Source organism: Pantoea sp. UBA4549 (genome assembly GCF_002387285.1).
Taxonomy (GTDB): Bacteria; Pseudomonadota; Gammaproteobacteria; order Enterobacterales; family Enterobacteriaceae; genus Pantoea; species Pantoea borealis.
This window is the reverse complement of sequence record NZ_DGLH01000009.1, coordinates 625,632-645,606: the sequence shown is the minus strand read 5'-3', so window position 1 is coordinate 645,606 and position 19,975 is coordinate 625,632. Positions and strand designations below refer to the sequence as shown.

Genomic DNA, 19,975 nt, shown 5'->3' with positions numbered 1-19,975 from the left:
AGCGTAACGGGAGGTGATACATAGTGTGCAGCGGACGCTCAGGCAGAGAGCCACGCAAAGATCGAACAGCCTGTTTAATGGAGATCCGCATTTCAGAATTAATGAAACGGTCTATAAGGGCGGGTTAATAAGAGATACTGCGTTGCGCTTAACATCAGCAGGGGGCTCAGAAATTATAACGTAAACGTTCTGCGCGTTTTGCTGTGTCATAAACGTATTGCAGCATAGGTTCCAGATCGGCATCGGGCCCGGCGCTGATGATCTTGCCGCGCAGCCACTCAATTTCACTGGTGATATCCGGATGGAAAATCGTATTGTTCTGCGCGTTACGTAACCACTTCAGCAGGAAATTATTTTTCCCCCGGAGATGGCCATTTTTTTTGGATTGAGCATGGATTTTAAGCGCAACCAAAATGCAATAGTAAAAATGGACGCGCTGACTGTAATTTTGCACCATCTTATCGCTCTTATCATTGATATCCCTGACCCGGGTCAGTGTGCATAAATGCATCAGGCAGGTCAATTCCACGGCAACTGAAGCGGTAAAAAAAGGGGGCTACGGGCCCGTTTTTAAGAATTTCTTTATGGGGTTTCAAGCCTTTGTCATTTTGAAAGAAAACCTGTTTTTAATTTCTGTTAAACTTTATCGCTGGCTACAGGAATATTCTGAATTGGCAGGGTGGAAAAGTCATACATATTTCCTGGCATTGTACACATTTATTCTTTTTTATTATTCCTCCTGTGGTTATTCAGATGCAAGGCGAAGCGATAAACCGCTAACCATTTTTCCGGATAGCGACTTTCATGGCGAAAAGCGGAATAAGGTCTACACTTATTGCTGCCGATGTTCATTGTGCGTCAGGTATGCAGTTATACATGATGCTGACCAGGAAAGGTTGCGCATTTATTAGTGGTTTCACCCTAAATATTTTTATCTGCTGCACGCCTCTGAACATCCTGATGTATTACTCACAAAAGGAGGAGACGTGACATCTGTGGTAAGCGAGATCAATACCCTTCCGTCGTTAAGCGGCGGCCTTTACGCCTTCTTTTTTGACGTTGACGGCACGCTGGCAGCGATTGAGGCACAGCCCGATCAGGTCACTATTCCCGCCCGTGTTCGTCAGCATCTGCAACAAATCTCCAATCTCAGCCACGGTGCGCTGGCGCTGGTGTCCGGACGGCCGATAGCCCAGCTGGATAAACTGGCCGCGCCACTTGAAGCGCCTGCGGCGGGTGTGCATGGTGCAGAGCGTCGCGATGCAACCGGTCAGACACACCGTCATGCTCTGCCAGATACGGTTGCCTCAGCGCTGCAGAACGAACTGGAGCAGGCATTCAGTCAGTGGCCAGGCGCCGTGCTGGAGGCAAAAGGCATGGCATTTGCGCTGCATTTTCGCAATGCCCCTGAGCATGAGCCGGCCATCATGCAGCTGGCGGAAAAGATTGTTAACCGTTTTTCTGAGTTAACGCTGCAGCCGGGCAAATGCGTGGTTGAAATCAAACCCCGGGGAATCGACAAGGGCGAAGCCATTAATACCTTTATGCAGGAAGCTCCCTTTGCAGGACGTATTCCGGTATTTGTCGGTGATGATCTGACCGATGAAAAGGGCTTTCTTGCAGTGAATGCGCTACAGGGTCTCTCTGTCAAAGTTGGCGAAGGCCCTACTGAAGCGCGCTACCGGCTGCCGGACACAGAAGCTGTCTGGCAGTGGCTGGAGCAACTATTATTACAATTAGAGCATGACAATATTGGTAAGGAGTTCAGGTTATGAGTCGTTTAGTCGTGGTATCTAACCGTATTGCTATTCCCGACGGAAGTAAAAGCAGCGCAGGCGGTCTGGCCGTTGGTATTCTTGATGCGCTAAAAAACACCGGTGGTTTATGGTTTGGCTGGAACGGCGAGATCAGTGAATATGCGGGTGAAGAAGAAGAGCCACTCGCAAAGCTGGAGCACGATGGGATCACCTACGCCTCGTTCCCGCTTAACCAGAATGATTACGATCAATATTACTGCCAGTTTTCTAACACCGTAATCTGGCCTGCTTTCCACTACCGGCTTGATCTGGTGCAGTATCAGCGTGAAGCCTGGGAAGGCTATTGCCGGGTCAATACTGCGCTGGCTCATCGTCTTAAGCCGCTGATTAAATCTGATGACGTGTTGTGGATCCACGATTACCATCTGCTGCCGTTTGCTGCCGAGCTGCGTAAACTGGGCGTGACCAACCGTATCGGTTTCTTTTTACATATCCCTTTCCCGACGCCGGAAATTTTCAATGCGCTGCCGCCGCATCAGGAGTTGCTGGAGATGCTGAGCGACTATGATCTGCTGGGCTTCCAGACCGAATCCGATCGGGTTGCGTTTCTCGATAGCCTCAGTCAGCAAACGCAGCTGCAAAACAAAGGTGAGAAAAAGCATCGGGCTTTCGGCAACACCTTTATGACCGAAGTCTATCCAATCGGTATTGAACCTGATGCGATCAAAGAGATGGCAGAAGGGCCGCTGCCGCCCAAGATGGCCGCGATGAAGCGTGAGCTGGGTGACGCTAAAAACATTATCGCCTGTGAGCGCCTCGACTATTCCAAAGGTCTGCCCGAGCGTTTTCTGGCCTACGAAGCGCTGCTGGAAAACTTTCCGCAGCATCGCGGCAAAATTCGTTACTCGCAGATTGCACCGACTTCACGTGGCGACGTGCAGGCTTATCAGGACATTCGGCATCAGCTGGAGACAGAAGCGGGCCGCATCAATGGTAAATATGGCACGCTGGGCTGGACCCCCCTCTATTATCTCAACCAGCATTTTGATCGCCGACTGCTGATGAAAATTTTCCGCCTTACCGATGTGGGTCTGGTCACACCTCTGCGCGACGGCATGAATCTGGTTGCCAAAGAGTATGTCGCGGCACAGGATCCGGATGATCCGGGCGTACTGGTTCTCTCACGCTTTGCCGGGGCTGCGAATGAGCTGACGTCAGCACTCATTGTTAATCCTTACGATCGTGACGAAGTGGCTGCTGCGCTGGATAAAGCACTGACCATGTCGCGTACGGAACGTATTACCCGCTATAACGATATGATGGCGGTACTGCGTAAACAGGATATCTCACACTGGCGCGAAACCTTCCTGCACGATCTCAATGCGCTGTCCGCGCGTAGTGACGATCACGGTACGGAAAATAAAGTTGCAACGTTTCAGAAGCTGGCATGACGGATAACTGAAAGCGATGACGAGGGAGTGCGTTGATGCACTCCCTTTTTTATTGCCGGCACCAGCAAAAAAGCCTTATTGAAAAGAGAAACCCGGCTAAGCATATTTCATAGCCCGTTTACTGACTTTTATTCACTCGTCCGGATGTGCCACAGCAAAGGGTAATGAAACCGAAACGGCAATACAGAAAAAATCGATTTCATCAGGCTTAACGCTAACCAGTTGATGAACGAGCATTATGGGAGATTCGCAGCAAAAATAGCCGCATTTTTGTAAGTTTTGTTATCAGTGCTAAAGTTTTCTCTGGCCAGGCCGATGTTTGTTATACATCAGTGTGCTTTTTGTACCACCCATTCATTTTGTTAATGTAACAGCTGGTTACATCCATATTCGTTTTCTCAATCTTGCTGACATTGTCTTGACACTCCATTTTTCAGGCGCCATCACGTTTCGCGTACCGTTTAAGGTGTAAGAGTGATGCCTTCCGGCAATATTCCCTGTAAGTGATTAATTTAAAACTTATAAAAACCGTGCTTTTCCGGTGTTTTGTGCTGCCGCAAAGTCACAGGGTAGCGGGTTGTGATGAGTTAACCCCAACATGACAACGAAAAGATCCGTATAGCCTGACAGATGACGACGCGATCACAATCTGGAAATTTCCCAGGAAAAGATTAGCGAAAAAAATTGGAATTGACTAAAAAACATACAAAACGCAAGCATCCCTGATGCTTCGGTTAAAAAATTTGCCTTAAAAGTGTGATCCATATCACACTTTATCTAAAATTCCGGTCCACTCACGTTGTATGTCGGATAGAGACCATATAGATTTGCGTTGTTTTCGGATTAGTCTTAAAAAACGATAAAAAGACATCAGGGAAGAAGGTTAAGACTCAGGAAAAGAATGGCCTGGAATTTTGACTGAAACTGCTGAATGTCCCGGTAGGAAATGAAACACTTAAATATATGTTGGCTAATGACTGATTTTATTTTTTGCCATCTTTAGATTTACCAACCAGCAACCCGAACCATAGAGATTAAATTCTGTGGCCGTATATATGCCGCGTCTATCAGGATGGAAAAAATGGGTACATCAGAATTATTAAAACATATATATGACATCAATCTGTCATATTTACTGCTCGCGCAGCGCTTAATTAACCAGGAAAAACCTTCAGCTATGTTTCGTCTGGGTATTGATGAAGCAATGGCAGATGCACTGGCTCAGTTAACATTGCCTGAAATGGTAAAGCTGGCTGAAACGAATCAGCTTGTATGTCAGTTCCGCTTTACTGACCATAACTTAATTAATCGTCTTACCCAGGAATCACGGGTAGATGATTTGCAGCAAATTCACACCGGTATCCTGTTATCCAGCCGTCTGCTGCGCAGCGTTTCAAAAACCGAAACCAGCACCAAAAAGAGGGCAGTATAATGAGCGATAAAAGTATCGTTCAGGAAGCGCGCGATATTCAGCTGGCGATGGAACTGATCACGCTGGGTGCCCGTCTGCAGATGCTGGAGAGTGAAACGCAATTAAGTCGCGGCCGCTTAATTAAATTGTATAAAGAGTTGCGTGGTGCGCCGCCGCCAAAAGGCATGTTGCCGTTCTCCACCGACTGGTTCATGACGTGGGAACAGAATATTCACGCATCTATGTTCTGTAACGCCTGGCAGTTTTTACTCAAAACCGGTTTAAGCTGCGGCGTGGAGGCGGTTATTCAGGCCTACCGTCTCTACCTTGAGCAGTGTCCGCAATCGGACGAGGGCCCGCTGTTGGCGCTGACGCGCGCCTGGACCCTGGTGCGATTCGTTGAAAGTGGTATGCTGGAACTCTCTGACTGCAAAAGCTGTCACGGCAGCTTTATTAATCATGCACATCAGCCCGCAGGCAGCTTTGTCTGCAGCCTGTGCCAGCCGCCTTCGCGTGCCGTAAAAAGACGTAAACTTTCTGCAGATACTGCCGATACCTTTCCACAACTGCTGGATGAACAGGTTAAACGCGCCGTTTAAGTATGTTCGCATTGTGGAAGCCATCCAGCAGCGGGTTACCCCCGCTGCTTTTTTTTGCCTCCGATTTGTGAATATCGCCTGCGGCCCTCTGGCTTAACTTCCACCAACACGTTACGGACGTAAGGATGTTTTTGTGCTGATTATTCTGGGTTATATCGTGGTCCTTGGTTCCGTGCTGGGCGGTTATCTGATGGTCGGTGGCCATTTAGGTGCACTTTATCAGCCATCTGAACTGCTGATCATTGGCGGGGCAGGTGTCGGCGCATTTCTGGTCGGTAATAACGGTAAGTCCATTAAGAAAACGCTAAAGGCACTGCCGCTGCTGATGCGTGGTTCCAAATATAATAAAGCGGTCTATATGGATTTAATGGCGCTGCTCTACCGGCTGATGGCGAAATCCCGTCAGCAGGGCATGCTGTCGCTGGAACGCGATATTGAAGATCCCTCGCAGAGCGAAATTTTCGCTAATTATCCGCGTATTTTAACCGATAAACAGTTAGTGGACTTTATTACCGACTACCTGCGCCTGATGGTCAGCGGAAATATGAATGCTTTTGAAATTGAAGCATTGATGGATGAAGAAATTGAGACCTATGAGCATGAATGCGAAGTACCAGCGCAAAGTTTATCCGCCATCGGCGATGGTTTGCCGGCATTTGGCATCGTTGCAGCGGTAATGGGTGTCGTGCATGCGCTGGCATCAGCCGATCGTCCGGCTGCAGAGCTGGGGGCGCTGATTGCGCACGCCATGGTGGGTACGTTCCTCGGCATCTTGCTGGCCTACGGATTTATTTCACCGCTGGCTTCGGTATTGCGCCAGAAGTGCGCTGAGACCACCAAAATGATGCAGTGCGTGAAAGTCACGCTGCTTTCCAGCCTGAACGGGTATGCCCCGCAGATCGCGGTCGAGTTCGGACGCAAAACGCTCTATTCCACAGAGCGTCCCTCGTTTACCGAACTGGAAGAGCACGTGCGCAACGCTAAAAACCCGGCTAAACAGACTTCGGACCAGAGTTCATGAAGCATGAAAATCGCCCAATTGTGCTGGTTAAACGGCGCAAACATAAAAAGCATGAAGGCAGCCACGGCTCATGGAAAATTGCCTATGCCGACTTTATGACGGCGATGATGGCATTTTTCATGGTGATGTGGCTCATCTCGATTGCGAATCCGCAGGAGCTGGTTCAGATCGCAGAATATTTTAAAACCCCGCTCAAAGTGGCGGTAACAGGCGGACCCCGCAGCAGCGATAGCGAGAGCCCGATTCCGGGGGGCGGAGACGATCCGACCCAGCAGAAGGGCGAAGTCAGAAAACAGGTGGATATGGATGCACAAAAACGCCAGCTGGATGAGATCCGCCTTAACCGGCTGCGTGAAAAGCTCGATCAGCTGATTGAAGCCGATCCACGCCTGAAAGCGCTGCGTCCGCATCTGATTATCAACATGGTGCAGGAGGGGCTGCGTATTCAGATTATCGACAGCCAGAATCGCCCGATGTTTAAAACCGGCAGCGCGGAGGTTGAACCCTATATGCGCGATATTCTGCGCGCGGTGGCGCCGCTGCTGAATGATATTCCGAATAAAATCAGTCTTTCTGGCCATACCGATGACTTCCAGTATGCCAGCGGTGAACGCGGTTACAGTAACTGGGAGCTCTCAGCCGATCGTGCTAATGCCTCCCGGCGCGAGCTGGTCATCGGGGGCCTGGATAGCAACAAAATGCTGCGCGTCGTGGGGATGGCCGCCACGATGAAGCTCAAGAACCGTGGCGCTGATGATGCGGTCAACCGCCGTATCAGCCTGCTGGTATTAAACCATGATACTGAAGCCGCCATTGAAAAAGAGAATGCCGAAAGCGATGCCGTTCAGGTCAGCGATCCGGCACACATGATTCCCACTATCACTGCACCAGCCGGACCGGCTGCGGCTGCGGCGACCGCACCGACCGCTCCGGCGGCTCAGGCAGCGCCCGCCACGTCCGCAACGCCCGCTGCGGGTGCGGTAACACCAGACCAACCCTCACAGCCGAGGTGATCCCGTGAGCATGGACATCAGCGATTTTTACCAGACGTTTTTTGACGAGGCCGATGAGCTGTTAGCGGACATGGAGCAACACCTGTTGGGACTGGATCCCCAGGAGCCCGATGCCGAACAGTTGAATGCCATTTTTCGTGCCGCTCACTCTATTAAGGGCGGAGCAGGTACGTTTGGCTTTACGGTTTTACAGGAGACAACCCATATCCTGGAGAACATTCTGGATGGTGCGCGCCGCGGCGAAATGCAGCTCAGCACCGACATCATCAACCTGTTTTTGGAAACCAAAGATATTATGCAGGAACAGCTCGATGCGTATAAAACTGCGCAGGAGCCTAATGCGGAAAGCTTTAACTACATCTGCGAGGCGCTGCGTCAACTGGCACTGGAAGCGAAAGGTATTGTGCCTGAAGCCCCTGCTGCTGCGGTAGTCGATACCCCTGCGGCGGCGACGGTTGTCAGCCGCGGCCTGCGCCTGCAGCTGGTCGATCTCAAAGAGAAAGAGCCAGATCTGATGCTGGAAGAGCTGAGTAACCTTGGCAGCGTCACCGACGTTGTCAAAAGTACCCACTCGCTGGAAGCCACGATTGAAGGTGTCGACAAAGATGACATCGTAGCAGTGCTCTGCTTTGTGATCGATGAAGCGCAGATCCGCTTCCCGCAGGCAGAGGCCGCAGCTCCGGTCGCGGTAGCCGCAGACGTTGTTGCTGAAACGACACCTGCTCAGCCGCAGAGTGCAGTGGTGACAGATATCACGCCGGCCGTAAAACGCGAAAGCAAGCGGGCAGCGGCGCCAGCAAAATCGAGCGAATCCAGCAGTATCCGCGTTGCGGTTGAGAAAGTGGATCAGCTGATTAACCTGGTTGGCGAACTGGTGATTACCCAGTCGATGCTGGCGCAGCGTTCCGGCGCACTGGATCCGGTCGCGCATGGCGATCTGCTCAACAGCATGGGCCAGCTGGAGCGCAACGCGCGCGACCTGCAGGAGTCGGTGATGTCGATCCGTATGATGCCGATGGAGTATGTGTTCAGCCGCTTCCCGCGTCTGGTGCGCGACCTTGCGAGCAAGCTGGGTAAAGACGTGGAGCTGACGCTGCTGGGCAGCTCGACGGAGCTGGATAAGAGCCTGATCGAACGCATTATCGATCCGTTAACGCACCTGGTGCGCAACAGTCTGGATCACGGTATTGAAACGCCGGAAAAACGCCTGGCAACCAATAAAACGGCCACCGGCAATCTGACACTTTCTGCTGAGCACCAGGGTGGCAACATCTGTATTGAGGTGATCGATGACGGAGCCGGCCTGAATCGTGAGCGCATCCTGGCTAAAGCGCTCTCTTCAGGTCTGCCGGTCAGCGACAGCATGAGTGATGAAGAAGTGGGCATGCTGATCTTTGCTCCCGGCTTCTCTACCGCTGAGCAGGTTACCGATGTCTCCGGGCGCGGCGTGGGTATGGACGTGGTGAAGCGTAATATCCAGGAGATGGGCGGTCATGTTGAGATTGCGTCGAAACAGGGTAAAGGCACAACCATCCGTATTCTGCTGCCGCTGACGCTGGCAATCCTGGACGGCATGTCGGTACGCGTAGCGGATGAGGTCTTTATCCTGCCGCTGAACGCCGTCATGGAATCGCTGCAGCCAACGGCAGAAGAGCTTAAGCCACTGGCTGGCGGAGAGCGTGTACTGGAAGTCCGCGGCGAATATCTGCCGCTGGTTGAGCTGTGGAACGTCTTTGATGTGCAGAATGCCAAAACCGATGCAACGCAGGGCATTGTGGTGATTCTGCAGAGTGCGGGCCGCCGCTATGCGCTGCTGGTCGATCAGTTAATCGGTCAGCATCAGGTGGTGGTGAAAAACCTGGAGAGTAACTACCGCAAAGTGCCGGGTATCTCTGCTGCCACCATTCTGGGGGATGGCAGCGTAGCGCTGATTGTGGATGTGTCCGCACTGCAATCGCTGAACCGTGAAAAGCGTGTGGCCGGTGCCGCAGCGTAACTGATAAATAAAGGGCAAAAATATGACTGACATGGCAACCGTGACCAAAATCGCTGGCGAAACCGTCGGCCAGGAGTTTCTGGTTTTCACTTTGGGTGATGAAGAGTACGGCATCGATATTCTTAAAGTACAGGAGATCCGCGGCTACGATCAGGTCACGCGCATCGCCAACACGCCGGAATTTATCAAAGGGGTCACTAACCTGCGCGGCGTAATCGTGCCAATTATCGACCTGCGCGTGAAGTTTTCGCAGCCGGACGTAGAGTACAACGATAATACCGTAGTGATTGTGCTCAACCTGGAACACCGCGTGGTCGGCATCGTGGTTGATGGCGTTTCAGATGTGCTGTCGCTGATGCACGAACAGATTCGGCCGGCACCGGAGTTCGCCGTGACGATGTCTACAGAGTATCTGACCGGACTGGGGGCGCTGGGCGAGCGTATGCTGATCCTGGTCGATATTGAAAAACTGCTCAGTAGCGAAGAAATGGCGCTGATGGACACGCTGCGCAGCGTCTGACCGTTACCGCCGGGCCGCCTCAGCGCGGCCCGTTTTCATCCCCACTTTCCTGTTTCGATGGACCCCATTATGTTTACCCGAATTCGTGTTGTCACCAGCCTGCTGGTGGTACTGGTACTTTTTGCTGCTCTGCAACTGACCTCCGGATCGCTGTTTATCCGGGCGCTGTATCATGACAAAACCAGCTTTTCTGCCTCGCAGCTTTCCGCGCAAAATCTTGCGGCAATTACCGATGCCTATATGAGCCTTAACCAGAGCCGGGTGGTATTGACGCGTATGCTGCTGCGCATCACCACCGCCAAACTGGAGGGGAAAGAGGCAGATGTGAGTGAGCTCTATTTACAGAGTCGCGATTTTCAGCAGCGTGCAGCGGACAACTTTACGCTATTCCACAATCTGCCCGATACGCCAGGACTGGATAAACAGCTTAACCAGCAGCTGGAGCAGAGCTATGGCGCTTACAGTCAGGCGCTGAGTGCTATGCAGGCCGCGCTGCAAAATAAGGATATGGTCGAGGCGTATAAAGCGCCGGTAGCACCGAGTCAGAGCGCCTTCTACGCTGATTACACGCGCTGGCGGGCCGATCAGAGCCGTCTTACGCAGGCGGGCGCAGAAGAAAATAGCACGGCGTATACCCGTATGCTCTGGCTGATTGGCGCCGTCATGGTCGTAGTGGTTGCGGTTAGCCTGCTGTGCTGGTCCGGGCTGCGCCGGGTACTTATTCAGCCGCTTAATCAGAGCATTCAGCATATCCGGCATATCGCGCAGGGCGATCTCACCCAGTCAATCGTTGTAACAGGGCGTAATGAGATGAGCCAGCTGGCGACCAGCCTGCATGAGATGCAGCAGGCGCTGACGCGCACGGTCAGCGACGTGCGCGACGGAGCGGATGCGATCTTTACCGGTGCCAGTGAGATTTCAGCCGGTAATAACGACCTTTCGGCGCGTACCGAGCAGCAGGCTGCCTCACTGGAAGAGACGGCTGCCAGCATGGAGCAGCTGACAGCAACAGTGAAACAGAATGCTGAAAATGCGCGGCAGGCGTCGCAGCTGGCGCGAAACGCTTCAGAAACGGCTCAGAAAGGCGGTACGGTTGTGAATGGCGTGGTTTCGACCATGAAAGATATCGCCGGCAGTTCGAAGAAAATCGCGGATATTACCAGTGTGATTGACGGCATTGCCTTCCAGACCAACATTCTGGCACTTAACGCAGCGGTAGAAGCTGCACGTGCCGGCGAACAGGGGCGCGGTTTTGCCGTAGTAGCCGGTGAAGTACGCAGTCTGGCGCAGCGCAGTGCTCAGGCGGCCAAAGAGATCAAAGGGCTGATTGAGGATTCGGTCCAGCGTGTTAACAGTGGCTATGTGCTGGTAGAAAGCGCCGGTGAAACCATGGGTGAAATAGTGAATGCAGTGACGCGTGTGACCGATATCATGGGCGAAATTGCTTCCGCATCTGATGAGCAGAGTCGCGGTATCGATCAGGTGGGAGAGGCGGTCACCGAAATGGACCGGGTCACTCAACAGAACGCTGCGCTGGTTGAAGAGTCCGCATCGGCTGCTGCTTCCCTCGAAGCGCAGGCCAGCCACCTCAGTCAGTCGGTGGCGCTGTTCCGCATTACGCGTGGCACGCCGCAGGCTGCCGGCGTGCGCCACCCGCAAATTGCCCCGCCTGCGGTCGCAGCCGCGCCGCGTCGTGCCGCTACTACAGCAGGCGCGGACAGCCACTGGGAAACCTTCTGACTGCCGTTATGCCCTCCGTCACACGTGACAGAGGGCAGTTTTTTTAGTTATTAATCAGGCTCAAAAGCTTCATTAAGGCCGCACAGGCACAAAGAAGCGTAAACCACCTCAATTAATTGCGGCTGGCGTCGATAACAGGGTGTCAAAATTCTTCCTGGAGACACCATGTTAAAACGTATCAACGTCGTTACCAGTCTGATCGCCGTGCTGCTGATTTTTGGCGCGCTGCAGCTGCTCTCGGGCGGCCTGTTCTGGTCAGCGCTGAACAAAGATAAAGAAGCTTTTGCCGTCGCACAGACTTCTACCAATAATGTTGCCGCCATGTCGGATGCGTGGATTGAGCTTAATCAGACCCGTACCGTGCTTAACCGCGCCATGCTGCGTATGCAGGGCAGTATGGCAACGCAAACCAACGGCGGACAGCTCAACGCGCTGATTGCTCAGACGGAGAAGCAGCTGAGCGTGGCTGCCGATCACTACCAGCGTTACTACAACCTGCCATCCACACCGGGTCTGCCGGAGGCGTTAACCGAACGGCTGGAGTCTGACTACAACGCCTTTAACGACGGCCTGAAAGCGATGCTCGATCGCCTGAAAGCCAACGATCTGCAGGGCATGTTTGCGCAGAATATTGAGGCGCGCCAGGTCAAAATGAAAGCGACCTATGAAGAGTGGCGTACTGCACAGGCAGAACTTGCGGCGAAAGGCGTCGTCCAGAATCAGCGCGCCTTTACCACCATGATGTGGCTGCTGGCCGCCGTGATGGTGGTGGTCATTGCAGTGATCGCCGGCTGCTGGTTTGGCCTGCGGGTGGTGCTGATCCGTCCGCTGCACGCGCTGCTGGGGCATATCCGTCATATCGCCTCCGGCGACCTGACCCAGCCGATTCAGGTGGAAGGACGCAATGAGATGAGCCAGCTGGCGGCCAGTCTGCATGAGATGCAGCAGTCACTGGTGCGTACCGTCAGCGATGTGCGCGATGGCTCTGATGCGATCTTCACCGGTGCCAGCGAAATCTCCGCCGGTAATAATGACCTGTCTGCCCGTACTGAGGAGCAGGCAGCCTCACTGGAACAGACGGCTGCCAGCATGGAACAGCTTACCGCCACGGTAAAACAGAACGCTGAAAATGCCCGTCAGGCGTCGCAGCTGGCGCTGAGCGCCTCTGACACGGCCCGTAAAGGGGGTGACGTGGTGGAAGGCGTGGTACGTACCATGAGCGATATTGCCGGCAGTTCGAAAAAGATTGCCGACATTATCAGCGTTATTGATGGTATTGCGTTCCAGACCAATATTCTGGCACTCAACGCCGCCGTCGAAGCGGCACGCGCCGGTGAGCAGGGACGCGGCTTTGCTGTGGTGGCGGGTGAGGTGCGCAGTCTGGCACAGCGCAGCGCCCAGGCGGCGAAAGAGATCAAAGGGCTGATTGAAGAGTCGGTCACGCGGGTTAATGCCGGTTCGCAGCTGGTCGGGACCGCCGGTGACACCATGAGCGATATCGTCGGCGCCGTCACGCGCGTCACCGATATCATGGGCGAGATCGCCTCTGCGTCAGATGAACAGAGTCGCGGTATCGATCAGGTGGGCCACGCGGTGACTGAAATGGATCGGGTGACACAGCAGAACGCCGCCCTGGTCGAGGAGTCAGCCGCCGCCGCCGCGTCGCTGGAAGCGCAGGCGAGTCGCCTGAGTCAGTCGGTCGCCGTGTTTCATATCCCGCGTACTGCAGCCCCGGCCACCCAGCGTCTGACAGAAACCAGGCAGTCGCAGCCGCTGCGCAGCCCGGCGCGTAAAACTGCCACCGCCAGCGCTACCGCGGGCGATGCGAACTGGGAAACGTTCTGACAGTAACCGGCTCTCTTCCTGCTGAAAGGAAGAGGGCCACTTCCGCTATTACCCTCCTGTAAAGATTGCCTCTGGTGCGCCGATAACTACAGCGATTCGCCAACCAATGAGGTGTTTATGTTTAGTCGTATTCGTGTTGTTTCCGGCCTGCTTTGCGTGCTGGCGCTGTTTGCGCTGCTGCAGATTTTTTCCGGTGGGATGTTCTTCTCAACGGTAAAAGCCGATAAAGATAATTTTGCCTATAACCAGCGCCTCAGTACCCTGCAGCGCGCCATGGGCACCTCCTGGGTATCGCTGGTGCAGGCGCGTAATACGCTGAACCGCGCCGGTATTCGCTATCTGCAGGATAGCCAGATGGCGGGATCGGGTGCCACGGTGAAAGAGCTGGTTGCGCTCGCCAATGATGAGCTGCAAACCGCCGATGCGGGCTTTGCCGATTTTAATGCCAGCCTCTCGGAGCAGGGAAAGAGTGCGCAGAATGTACTGGCGCTGCAGGCCAACTATAAAGCCTATCGCGATGCGCTGGCTGAGCTGGTGGTATTCCTGGGGTCAGGCAACTTTAAAGGCTTTGTTGATCAGCCGACTCAGAGTCTGCAGGACAAATTTGAAAAGGATTACAACGCCTGGCTCAGTACCAACCTGGGACTGGCGCAACAGGGTATTGATGCCAATGAGCGCGCGTATCGTCACGCCATCATGCTGGTAGCGGGCACCCTGCTGGTGACGCTGCTGGTTATCACGCTGGTCTGGAGCGGTATGCGCTCAGCGCTGATCCGGCCGCTGAAACAGAGCATTGAACATATCCGTCACATCGCGCGGGGTGATTTAACGCAGAGTGTTGAAGTCAGCGTGCGTAACGAAGTGGGCGATCTGCTCCGTTCGCTGGCCGAGATGCAGCAGGAGCTGGCGCGCACGGTGCGTACCGTACGCGATGGGTCTGACGCTATCTATACCGGCGCGAGTGAAATCGCGATGGGTAATAACGATCTCTCTTCACGTACCGAACAGCAGGCGGCTTCGCTGGAGCAGACGGCTGCCAGCATGGAGCAGCTTACTGCCACGGTGAAGCTGAACGCAGACAATGCCCGTCAGGCATCGCAGCTGGCGCTTAACGCCTCAGAGACCGCGCAGCAGGGGGGCAAAGTGGTCGATGGCGTGGTGAGCACCATGAAAGATATTGCCGGCAGTTCAAAGAAAATTGCGGATATCACCAGCGTTATTGATGGGATCGCCTTCCAGACCAATATTCTGGCGCTGAACGCTGCGGTAGAAGCGGCCCGCGCCGGTGAGCAGGGCCGCGGATTTGCGGTGGTTGCGGGTGAGGTGCGCAGTCTGGCACAGCGTAGTGCTCAGGCGGCTAAAGAGATCAAAGCGCTGATCGAAGATTCTGTCAGCCGCGTTAATACCGGCTCCGTGCTGGTGGAGAGCGCAGGTGAAACCATGAGTGAGATCGTCAGCGCCGTTACGCGTGTGACCGACATCATGGGTGAAATCGCGTCTGCTTCGGATGAGCAGAGCAAAGGTATCGATCAGGTTGGCGTGGCCGTGACGGAAATGGACCGGGTCACGCAGCAGAACGCCGCGCTGGTTGAAGAGTCTGCGACGGCCGCCGCGGCGCTGGAAGAGCAGGCCAGCCGCCTGAAACAATCCGTTGCTGTGTTCAATATTGGTAAAGAATTTGTCGCGCAGGCCGTTAACGTATCTACAGCGTTGAAAAAGGTACCGCCGGTTGTACAAAAAGCGCTGGCACCCGCTCCTGGCGCACGCGGCGCTGATGATAACTGGGAAACCTTTTAACGCAGCCGGGCCGCTTCTGGCGGCCCGCTAACCCGGTAAGTACCGGCAGCAGCGTAGCAATCAGAGAATAATCACTTAACAGTTTGTTGCCGGATGGCCCGAGATGAAGAAATCGACGTTCCTGGATCAAAATGAGCCGACCACGCTGCTTGCACAGATGGTACAGCGTCTGCCGCTCTCCGATACGCACTTTCGTCGTATCAGCCAGCTGATCTATCAGCGTGCGGGTATTGTACTGGCCGATCATAAACGTGAGATGGTCTACAACCGCCTGGTCCGGCGGCTGCGGACGCTGAATATCGACGATTTTGGCCGCTATCTGGCGCTGCTTGAGCAGGATCCTAACAGCGCTGAATGGCAGGCGTTTATCAATGCGCTGACCACTAACCTGACCTCGTTTTTTCGCGAAGCGCATCACTTCCCGATTCTGGCAGAACATGCCCGGAAGCGCAGCGGAAGCTACAGCGTCTGGAGTACTGCCGCGTCAACCGGAGAAGAGCCTTATTCAATCGCGATGACGCTGGCGGAAACGCTGGGCACCGGACCGGGAAAATTTCAGGTTCATGCCAGCGACATCGATACACAGGTGCTGGAAAAAGCGGTGGCGGGCGTCTATCGCCAGGAGGAGCTGCGTACGCTGTCGCAGTCACAGCTGCAGCGCTTCTTTCTGCGCGGCACCGGCCCGCATGAAGGCATGGTGCGCGTACGTTCCGAGCTGGCAGGCATGGTGCACTACTCGCAGCTGAATCTGCTGGCCAATGAGTGGGCACTGCCCGGACCGTTTGACGCTATTTTTTGCCGCAACGTAATGATCTATTTCGATAAAGAGACTCAGGAAAAAATCCTGCGCCGCTTTGTTCCGCTGCTGAAGCCGGGTGGCGTGCTGTTTGCCGGGCATTCGGAAAACTTCAGCCAGATCAGCAAAGAGTTCTGGCTGCGCGGGCAGACCGTGTATGGGCTGACTAAGGAAAGACGATGAGCAAAATCACCGTGATGTGCGTGGATGACTCGGCGCTGATGCGTCAGCTGATGACGGAAATCATCAATAGCCATCCCGATATGGAGATGGTCGCGACGGCACCGGACCCGCTGGTGGCGCGGGATTTGATCAAACAGTACAACCCGCAGGTGCTGACGCTGGATGTCGAGATGCCGCGTATGGATGGCCTCGATTTTCTGGAAAAGCTGATGCGTCTGCGGCCGATGCCGGTAGTGATGGTCTCCTCGCTCACCGGTAAGGGCTCGGAAGTGACGCTGCGCGCGCTGGAGCTGGGGGCGGTGGATTTTGTCACGAAACCGCAGCTGGGGATCCGCGAGGGTATGCTGGCTTACAGCCAGATGATCGCTGACAAAATCCGCGGCGCGGCGCGGGCAAAGCTGCATACGCGCACCGTGTCGCCGGCGCCGGTCACGCTGAAAGCCGGTCCGCTGCTCAGCAGTGAAAAGCTGATTGCAATCGGCTCTTCCACCGGCGGTACGGAAGCGATCCGTCATGTACTGCAGCCGCTGCCGGCGACCAGTCCGGCGCTGCTGATCACGCAGCATATGCCGCCGGGCTTTACCCGCTCGTTTGCCGAACGGCTGAACAAGCTCTGCCAGATCACCGTGAAAGAGGCGGAGGATGGTGAACGTATTCTGCCAGGCCACGCCTATATTGCGCCCGGCGCAATGCATATGGAGCTGGGGCGTAGCGGGGCGAACTACGTTGTAAAACTTAATGATGGCCCGCCGGTTAACCGGCACAAACCTTCCGTAGATGTGCTGTTTCGCTCAGTGGCCGTTAACGCAGGACGAAATGCAGTGGGCGTCATTCTGACCGGGATGGGAAATGACGGCGCGGCCGGGATGCTGGAAATGCATCGCGCAGGCGCCTGGACCATCGCGCAGGATGAAGCCAGCTGCGTGGTATTTGGCATGCCGCGCGAAGCGATAGCGATGGGCGGCGCCAGCGAAGTGGTCGATCTGGGCCACATCAGCCAGCATATGCTGGCAAAAATTAGCGCCGGACAGGCATTGCGAATTTAACGAGCCCGTCCTGCCGGACGAGACAACACAGGAGTAGATATGGCTGATAAAAATATGCGCTTTTTGGTAGTGGACGACTTTAACACCATGCGTCGCATCGTCCGCAACCTGCTGAAAGAGCTGGGTTTTAATAATGTTGAAGAGGCCGAGGATGGCGTTGATGCGCTGAATAAACTGCGCGCAGGCGGCTTCGACTTCGTGGTTTCTGACTGGAATATGCCAAACATGGATGGTCTGCAACTGCTGCAGACCATTCGCGCCGACGCCACGCTGAGCAAGCTGCCGGTGCTGATGGTCACGGCAGAAGCGAAGAAAGAGAACATTATTGCCGCCGCTCAGGCTGGCGCCAGCGGCTATGTGGTGAAACCGTTCACCGCTGCCACGCTGGAAGAGAAGCTGGGTAAAATTTTTGAAAAACTGGGCATGTAAGGAGATGTGATGAGCGACCTTCCGAAATCAACCGAAGAAGCCTCGGCACACGACATTATTGCCCGAATTGGCTCGCTGACGCGTATGCTGCGCGACAGCCTGCGTGAACTCGGGCTGGATCAGGCGATTGCCGAAGCCGCAGAAGCGATCCCGGATGCCCGCGATCGTCTGGATTACGTAGTACAGATGACGGCGCAGGCAGCAGAACGCGCGCTGAACAGTGTGGAAGCGTCACAGCCGCATCAGGATAAGATGGAAGCGGGCGCCACCCAGTTAAAAGGGCGCTGGGATGCGTGGTTTGAAAACCCGATCGAGCTTGCTGATGCGCGCGAGTTGGTTTCGGATACGCGTGAGTTTCTCGCTGAGGTGCCGCAGCACACGTCATTCACCAACAAGCAGCTGCTGGATATCATGATGGCGCAGGATTTTCAGGACCTGACGGGTCAGGTGATCAAGCGCATGATGGATGTTATCCAGGAAATTGAACGGCAGCTGCTGATGGTGCTGCTGGAGAACATGCCGGAAGCAAACGCAACGGCGCGTAAAGATGCCACCAGCCTGCTGAACGGCCCACAGATCCACGCAAACGCCCCTGGCGTGGTCTCCAGTCAGGATCAGGTTGATGACCTGCTGGACAGCTTAGGTTTTTAACCGCAGCGCAGAGACAGGCACCCGGTCTGTCTCTGCACTGCTCTGCCATACGCCTGCACCGCTTTCCGTGAATCCTCCTAAATAGCCAGCAGAATCAGCAGAGTGTGATAAGGTTAGATCTGCCGTTTTGTGATCGCCATCTACTTTATTACCGAAACGATAACTGATTTTATGTTGCCACTGCTTATCCGCACACTTCTGCCATTCTGCCTGACTGGCGTAGCGCTGCCTGCGCTGGCGCTGACAACCGCTACCCGCGTCACTGATGCCCCCTTTACCGATCCTGCTCATTTCCGGCAAATCGCCGATAACCTGCCGGCGCTGGGCTATAACGCTGATACCGACGTGTTCAGTAAAAAGCTGGCGACTATCGCGAAGAGTATTGGCGAAGCAAGCCAGAACGGCGACAGTGATACTTCACTGGGGCAGCAGGCCGGGATCTGGGCCTTTAATCATTTTCGCGATGAGGTCGCGACCCGGGTGGCGGATGAAGGCCAGCTGCTGCTGTCGCCTTACGGGCAGGCGCAGATCGATCTTAATGTCGACATGGAAGGCAACTTCAGCGGCAGCGGTGCGTCACTGCTGACGCCGTGGGCCGATCGCTATAACTACCTGACCTTCAGCGAGCTGGGTGTTCATCAGACGGATGACGGGATAATAGGTAATGCCGGCCTGGGACAGCGCTGGGTGGCGGGTAACTGGCTGCTCGGTTATAACGGATTTGTGGATCGTATGTTCGACAGCGGACTGCAGCGTGCGTCGGTAGGTACTGAAGCCTGGTCTGACTTTTTGCGCTTTTCCGCTAACTACTACACGCCGCTTTCAGGCTGGCGCAACCGCAATCCGTTTCAGCAGCAGCGGCTGGCGCGCGGCTATGATGTCACCACGCGCGGCTATCTGCCGTTTTATCGTCAGCTGGGCGTTTCGGTCAGCTGGCAACAGTATCTGGGCAACAATGTTGATCTGTTTAACTCCGGCAACACGTATCACAATCCCTCTGCGCTGACGCTGGGTCTCTCCTATACGCCGGTGCCACTGGTTACCGTTTCCGCCAGCCACAAAACCAGCAGCGAAGGGGAGAGTCAGGATCAGCTCGGGCTGCATCTTAACTACCGGTTCGGCGTGGCGCTCAGTCAGCAGCTCAGCCCGGATAACGTTGCCGCCACCCGTTCGCTGCGCGGCAGCCGCTATGATACGGTGACGCGCAGCTCGACGCCGGTGCTGGCTTTTCGCCAGCGAAAAACCTTCTCTGTTTTTCTCGCCACGCCGCCGTGGCAGCTGAATCCTGGTGAGAGTCTGCCGCTGAAAGTGCAGATCCGCAGCGCGAATCCGGTACGTAAAGTAAGCTGGCAGGGCGACACGCAGGCGCTGAGTCTGACGCCGGGTACCCGGCCTGACGATCCGCAGGGCTGGAGCATTATTATGCCCGCCTGGGACAGTTCGCCAGGCGCAACGAATCACTATCGTCTGTCGGTGACGGTTGAAGACAGTAAACAGCAGCGGGTCACTTCAAACTGGATCGATCTCCAGCTGCAGCCGCCGGTCGCCCTGGAACCGCATAACCGTGACAGTTTCGATATCATGGCGCCCTGATCGCACCCGTACGCGAAGGCACTTTTTCGCACCACGTTAGCGCGTGCTGCGCTGCCAGCGCGCGCCACGTGCCCTGTTATGGCGAAATATTTGCTGTGCGATCACAAAAGCAACATTTCCTTCCATA

17 protein-coding genes are annotated in these 19,975 nt (G+C 54.8%); 16 read left to right on the top strand and 1 reads right to left on the bottom strand.

All coding sequences use genetic code 11. The features are described 5' to 3' along the window. Nucleotides 1-166: 166 nt before the first annotated feature. Nucleotides 167-457 (bottom strand): DUF2913 family protein, encoded by a 291-nt coding sequence (locus B3041_RS09715; protein WP_065649522.1) that lies wholly within the window; start codon nt 455-457, stop codon nt 167-169. 529 nt (nt 458-986) lie between these two features. Between B3041_RS09715 and otsB the strand changes: the two genes are divergently transcribed. The 16 genes from otsB (at nt 987) to B3041_RS09635 (ending at nt 19,848) form a co-directional block, all read left to right on the top strand. After that, nucleotides 987-1,775, top strand: a complete 789-nt coding sequence (gene otsB / locus B3041_RS09710) for a trehalose-phosphatase (protein WP_065649520.1) — start codon at nt 987-989, stop codon at nt 1,773-1,775. Further along, the gene (gene otsA, locus B3041_RS09705) at nt 1,772-3,208 is read left to right on the top strand and encodes an alpha,alpha-trehalose-phosphate synthase (RefSeq protein WP_065649519.1); all 1,437 of its coding nucleotides are present in this window, start codon (nt 1,772-1,774) and stop codon (nt 3,206-3,208) included. Before otsB ends, otsA begins: the two co-directional genes overlap by 4 nt. A gap of 1,081 nt (nt 3,209-4,289) precedes the next feature. Then, nucleotides 4,290-4,640: a flagellar transcriptional regulator FlhD gene (gene flhD, locus B3041_RS09700; protein WP_065649518.1), complete on the top strand. Its 351-nt coding sequence runs from the start codon at nt 4,290-4,292 to the stop codon at nt 4,638-4,640. Continuing rightward, entirely contained in the window at nt 4,640-5,218 is a 579-nt protein-coding gene (gene flhC, locus B3041_RS09695) for a flagellar transcriptional regulator FlhC (RefSeq protein ID WP_065649517.1), read from the top strand. The genes flhD and flhC overlap by 1 nt, the downstream gene beginning before the upstream one ends. A 133-nt stretch (nt 5,219-5,351) precedes the next feature. Continuing rightward, entirely contained in the window at nt 5,352-6,239 is an 888-nt protein-coding gene (motA, locus tag B3041_RS09690; RefSeq protein WP_065649516.1) for a flagellar motor stator protein MotA, read from the top strand. Further along, on the top strand, nt 6,236-7,252 hold the full coding sequence (motB, locus tag B3041_RS09685) for a flagellar motor protein MotB (RefSeq protein ID WP_065649515.1): 1,017 nt from the start codon (nt 6,236-6,238) through the stop codon (nt 7,250-7,252). The genes motA and motB overlap by 4 nt, the downstream gene beginning before the upstream one ends. Nucleotides 7,253-7,262: 10 nt before the next feature. Next, on the top strand, nt 7,263-9,248 hold the full coding sequence (cheA, locus tag B3041_RS09680; protein WP_206099912.1) for a chemotaxis protein CheA: 1,986 nt from the start codon (nt 7,263-7,265) through the stop codon (nt 9,246-9,248). Nucleotides 9,249-9,270: 22 nt separating this feature from the next. Then, the gene (gene cheW, locus B3041_RS09675; protein ID WP_065649513.1) at nt 9,271-9,768 is read left to right on the top strand and encodes a chemotaxis protein CheW; all 498 of its coding nucleotides are present in this window, start codon (nt 9,271-9,273) and stop codon (nt 9,766-9,768) included. Between the two features lie 69 nt (nt 9,769-9,837). After that, entirely contained in the window at nt 9,838-11,508 is a 1,671-nt protein-coding gene (locus B3041_RS09670) for a methyl-accepting chemotaxis protein (protein ID WP_065649512.1), read from the top strand. A gap of 165 nt (nt 11,509-11,673) precedes the next feature. Continuing rightward, nucleotides 11,674-13,353, top strand: coding sequence for a methyl-accepting chemotaxis protein (locus B3041_RS09665; protein WP_292971933.1), 1,680 nt, complete (start codon nt 11,674-11,676; stop codon nt 13,351-13,353). Between the two features lie 117 nt (nt 13,354-13,470). Next, on the top strand, nt 13,471-15,150 hold the full coding sequence (locus B3041_RS09660) for a methyl-accepting chemotaxis protein (protein WP_292971930.1): 1,680 nt from the start codon (nt 13,471-13,473) through the stop codon (nt 15,148-15,150). A 103-nt stretch (nt 15,151-15,253) separates the two neighbouring features. Next, on the top strand, nt 15,254-16,129 hold the full coding sequence (gene cheR / locus B3041_RS09655) for a protein-glutamate O-methyltransferase CheR (RefSeq protein WP_065649509.1): 876 nt from the start codon (nt 15,254-15,256) through the stop codon (nt 16,127-16,129). Continuing rightward, nucleotides 16,126-17,175, top strand: coding sequence for a protein-glutamate methylesterase/protein-glutamine glutaminase (locus B3041_RS09650; protein ID WP_065649508.1), 1,050 nt, complete (start codon nt 16,126-16,128; stop codon nt 17,173-17,175). The genes cheR and B3041_RS09650 overlap by 4 nt, the downstream gene beginning before the upstream one ends. A 39-nt stretch (nt 17,176-17,214) precedes the next feature. Next, on the top strand, nt 17,215-17,604 hold the full coding sequence (gene cheY / locus B3041_RS09645; RefSeq protein ID WP_039384013.1) for a chemotaxis response regulator CheY: 390 nt from the start codon (nt 17,215-17,217) through the stop codon (nt 17,602-17,604). A gap of 9 nt (nt 17,605-17,613) precedes the next feature. Beyond that, nucleotides 17,614-18,255 carry a protein phosphatase CheZ gene (gene cheZ / locus B3041_RS09640; protein ID WP_065649507.1) on the top strand — a complete coding sequence of 214 codons (642 nt, stop codon included), beginning with the start codon at nt 17,614-17,616 and terminating at the stop codon, nt 18,253-18,255. Between the two features lie 171 nt (nt 18,256-18,426). Then, nucleotides 18,427-19,848, top strand: a complete 1,422-nt coding sequence (locus tag B3041_RS09635; protein WP_065650481.1) for a YchO/YchP family invasin — start codon at nt 18,427-18,429, stop codon at nt 19,846-19,848. Nucleotides 19,849-19,975 lie beyond the last annotated feature (127 nt).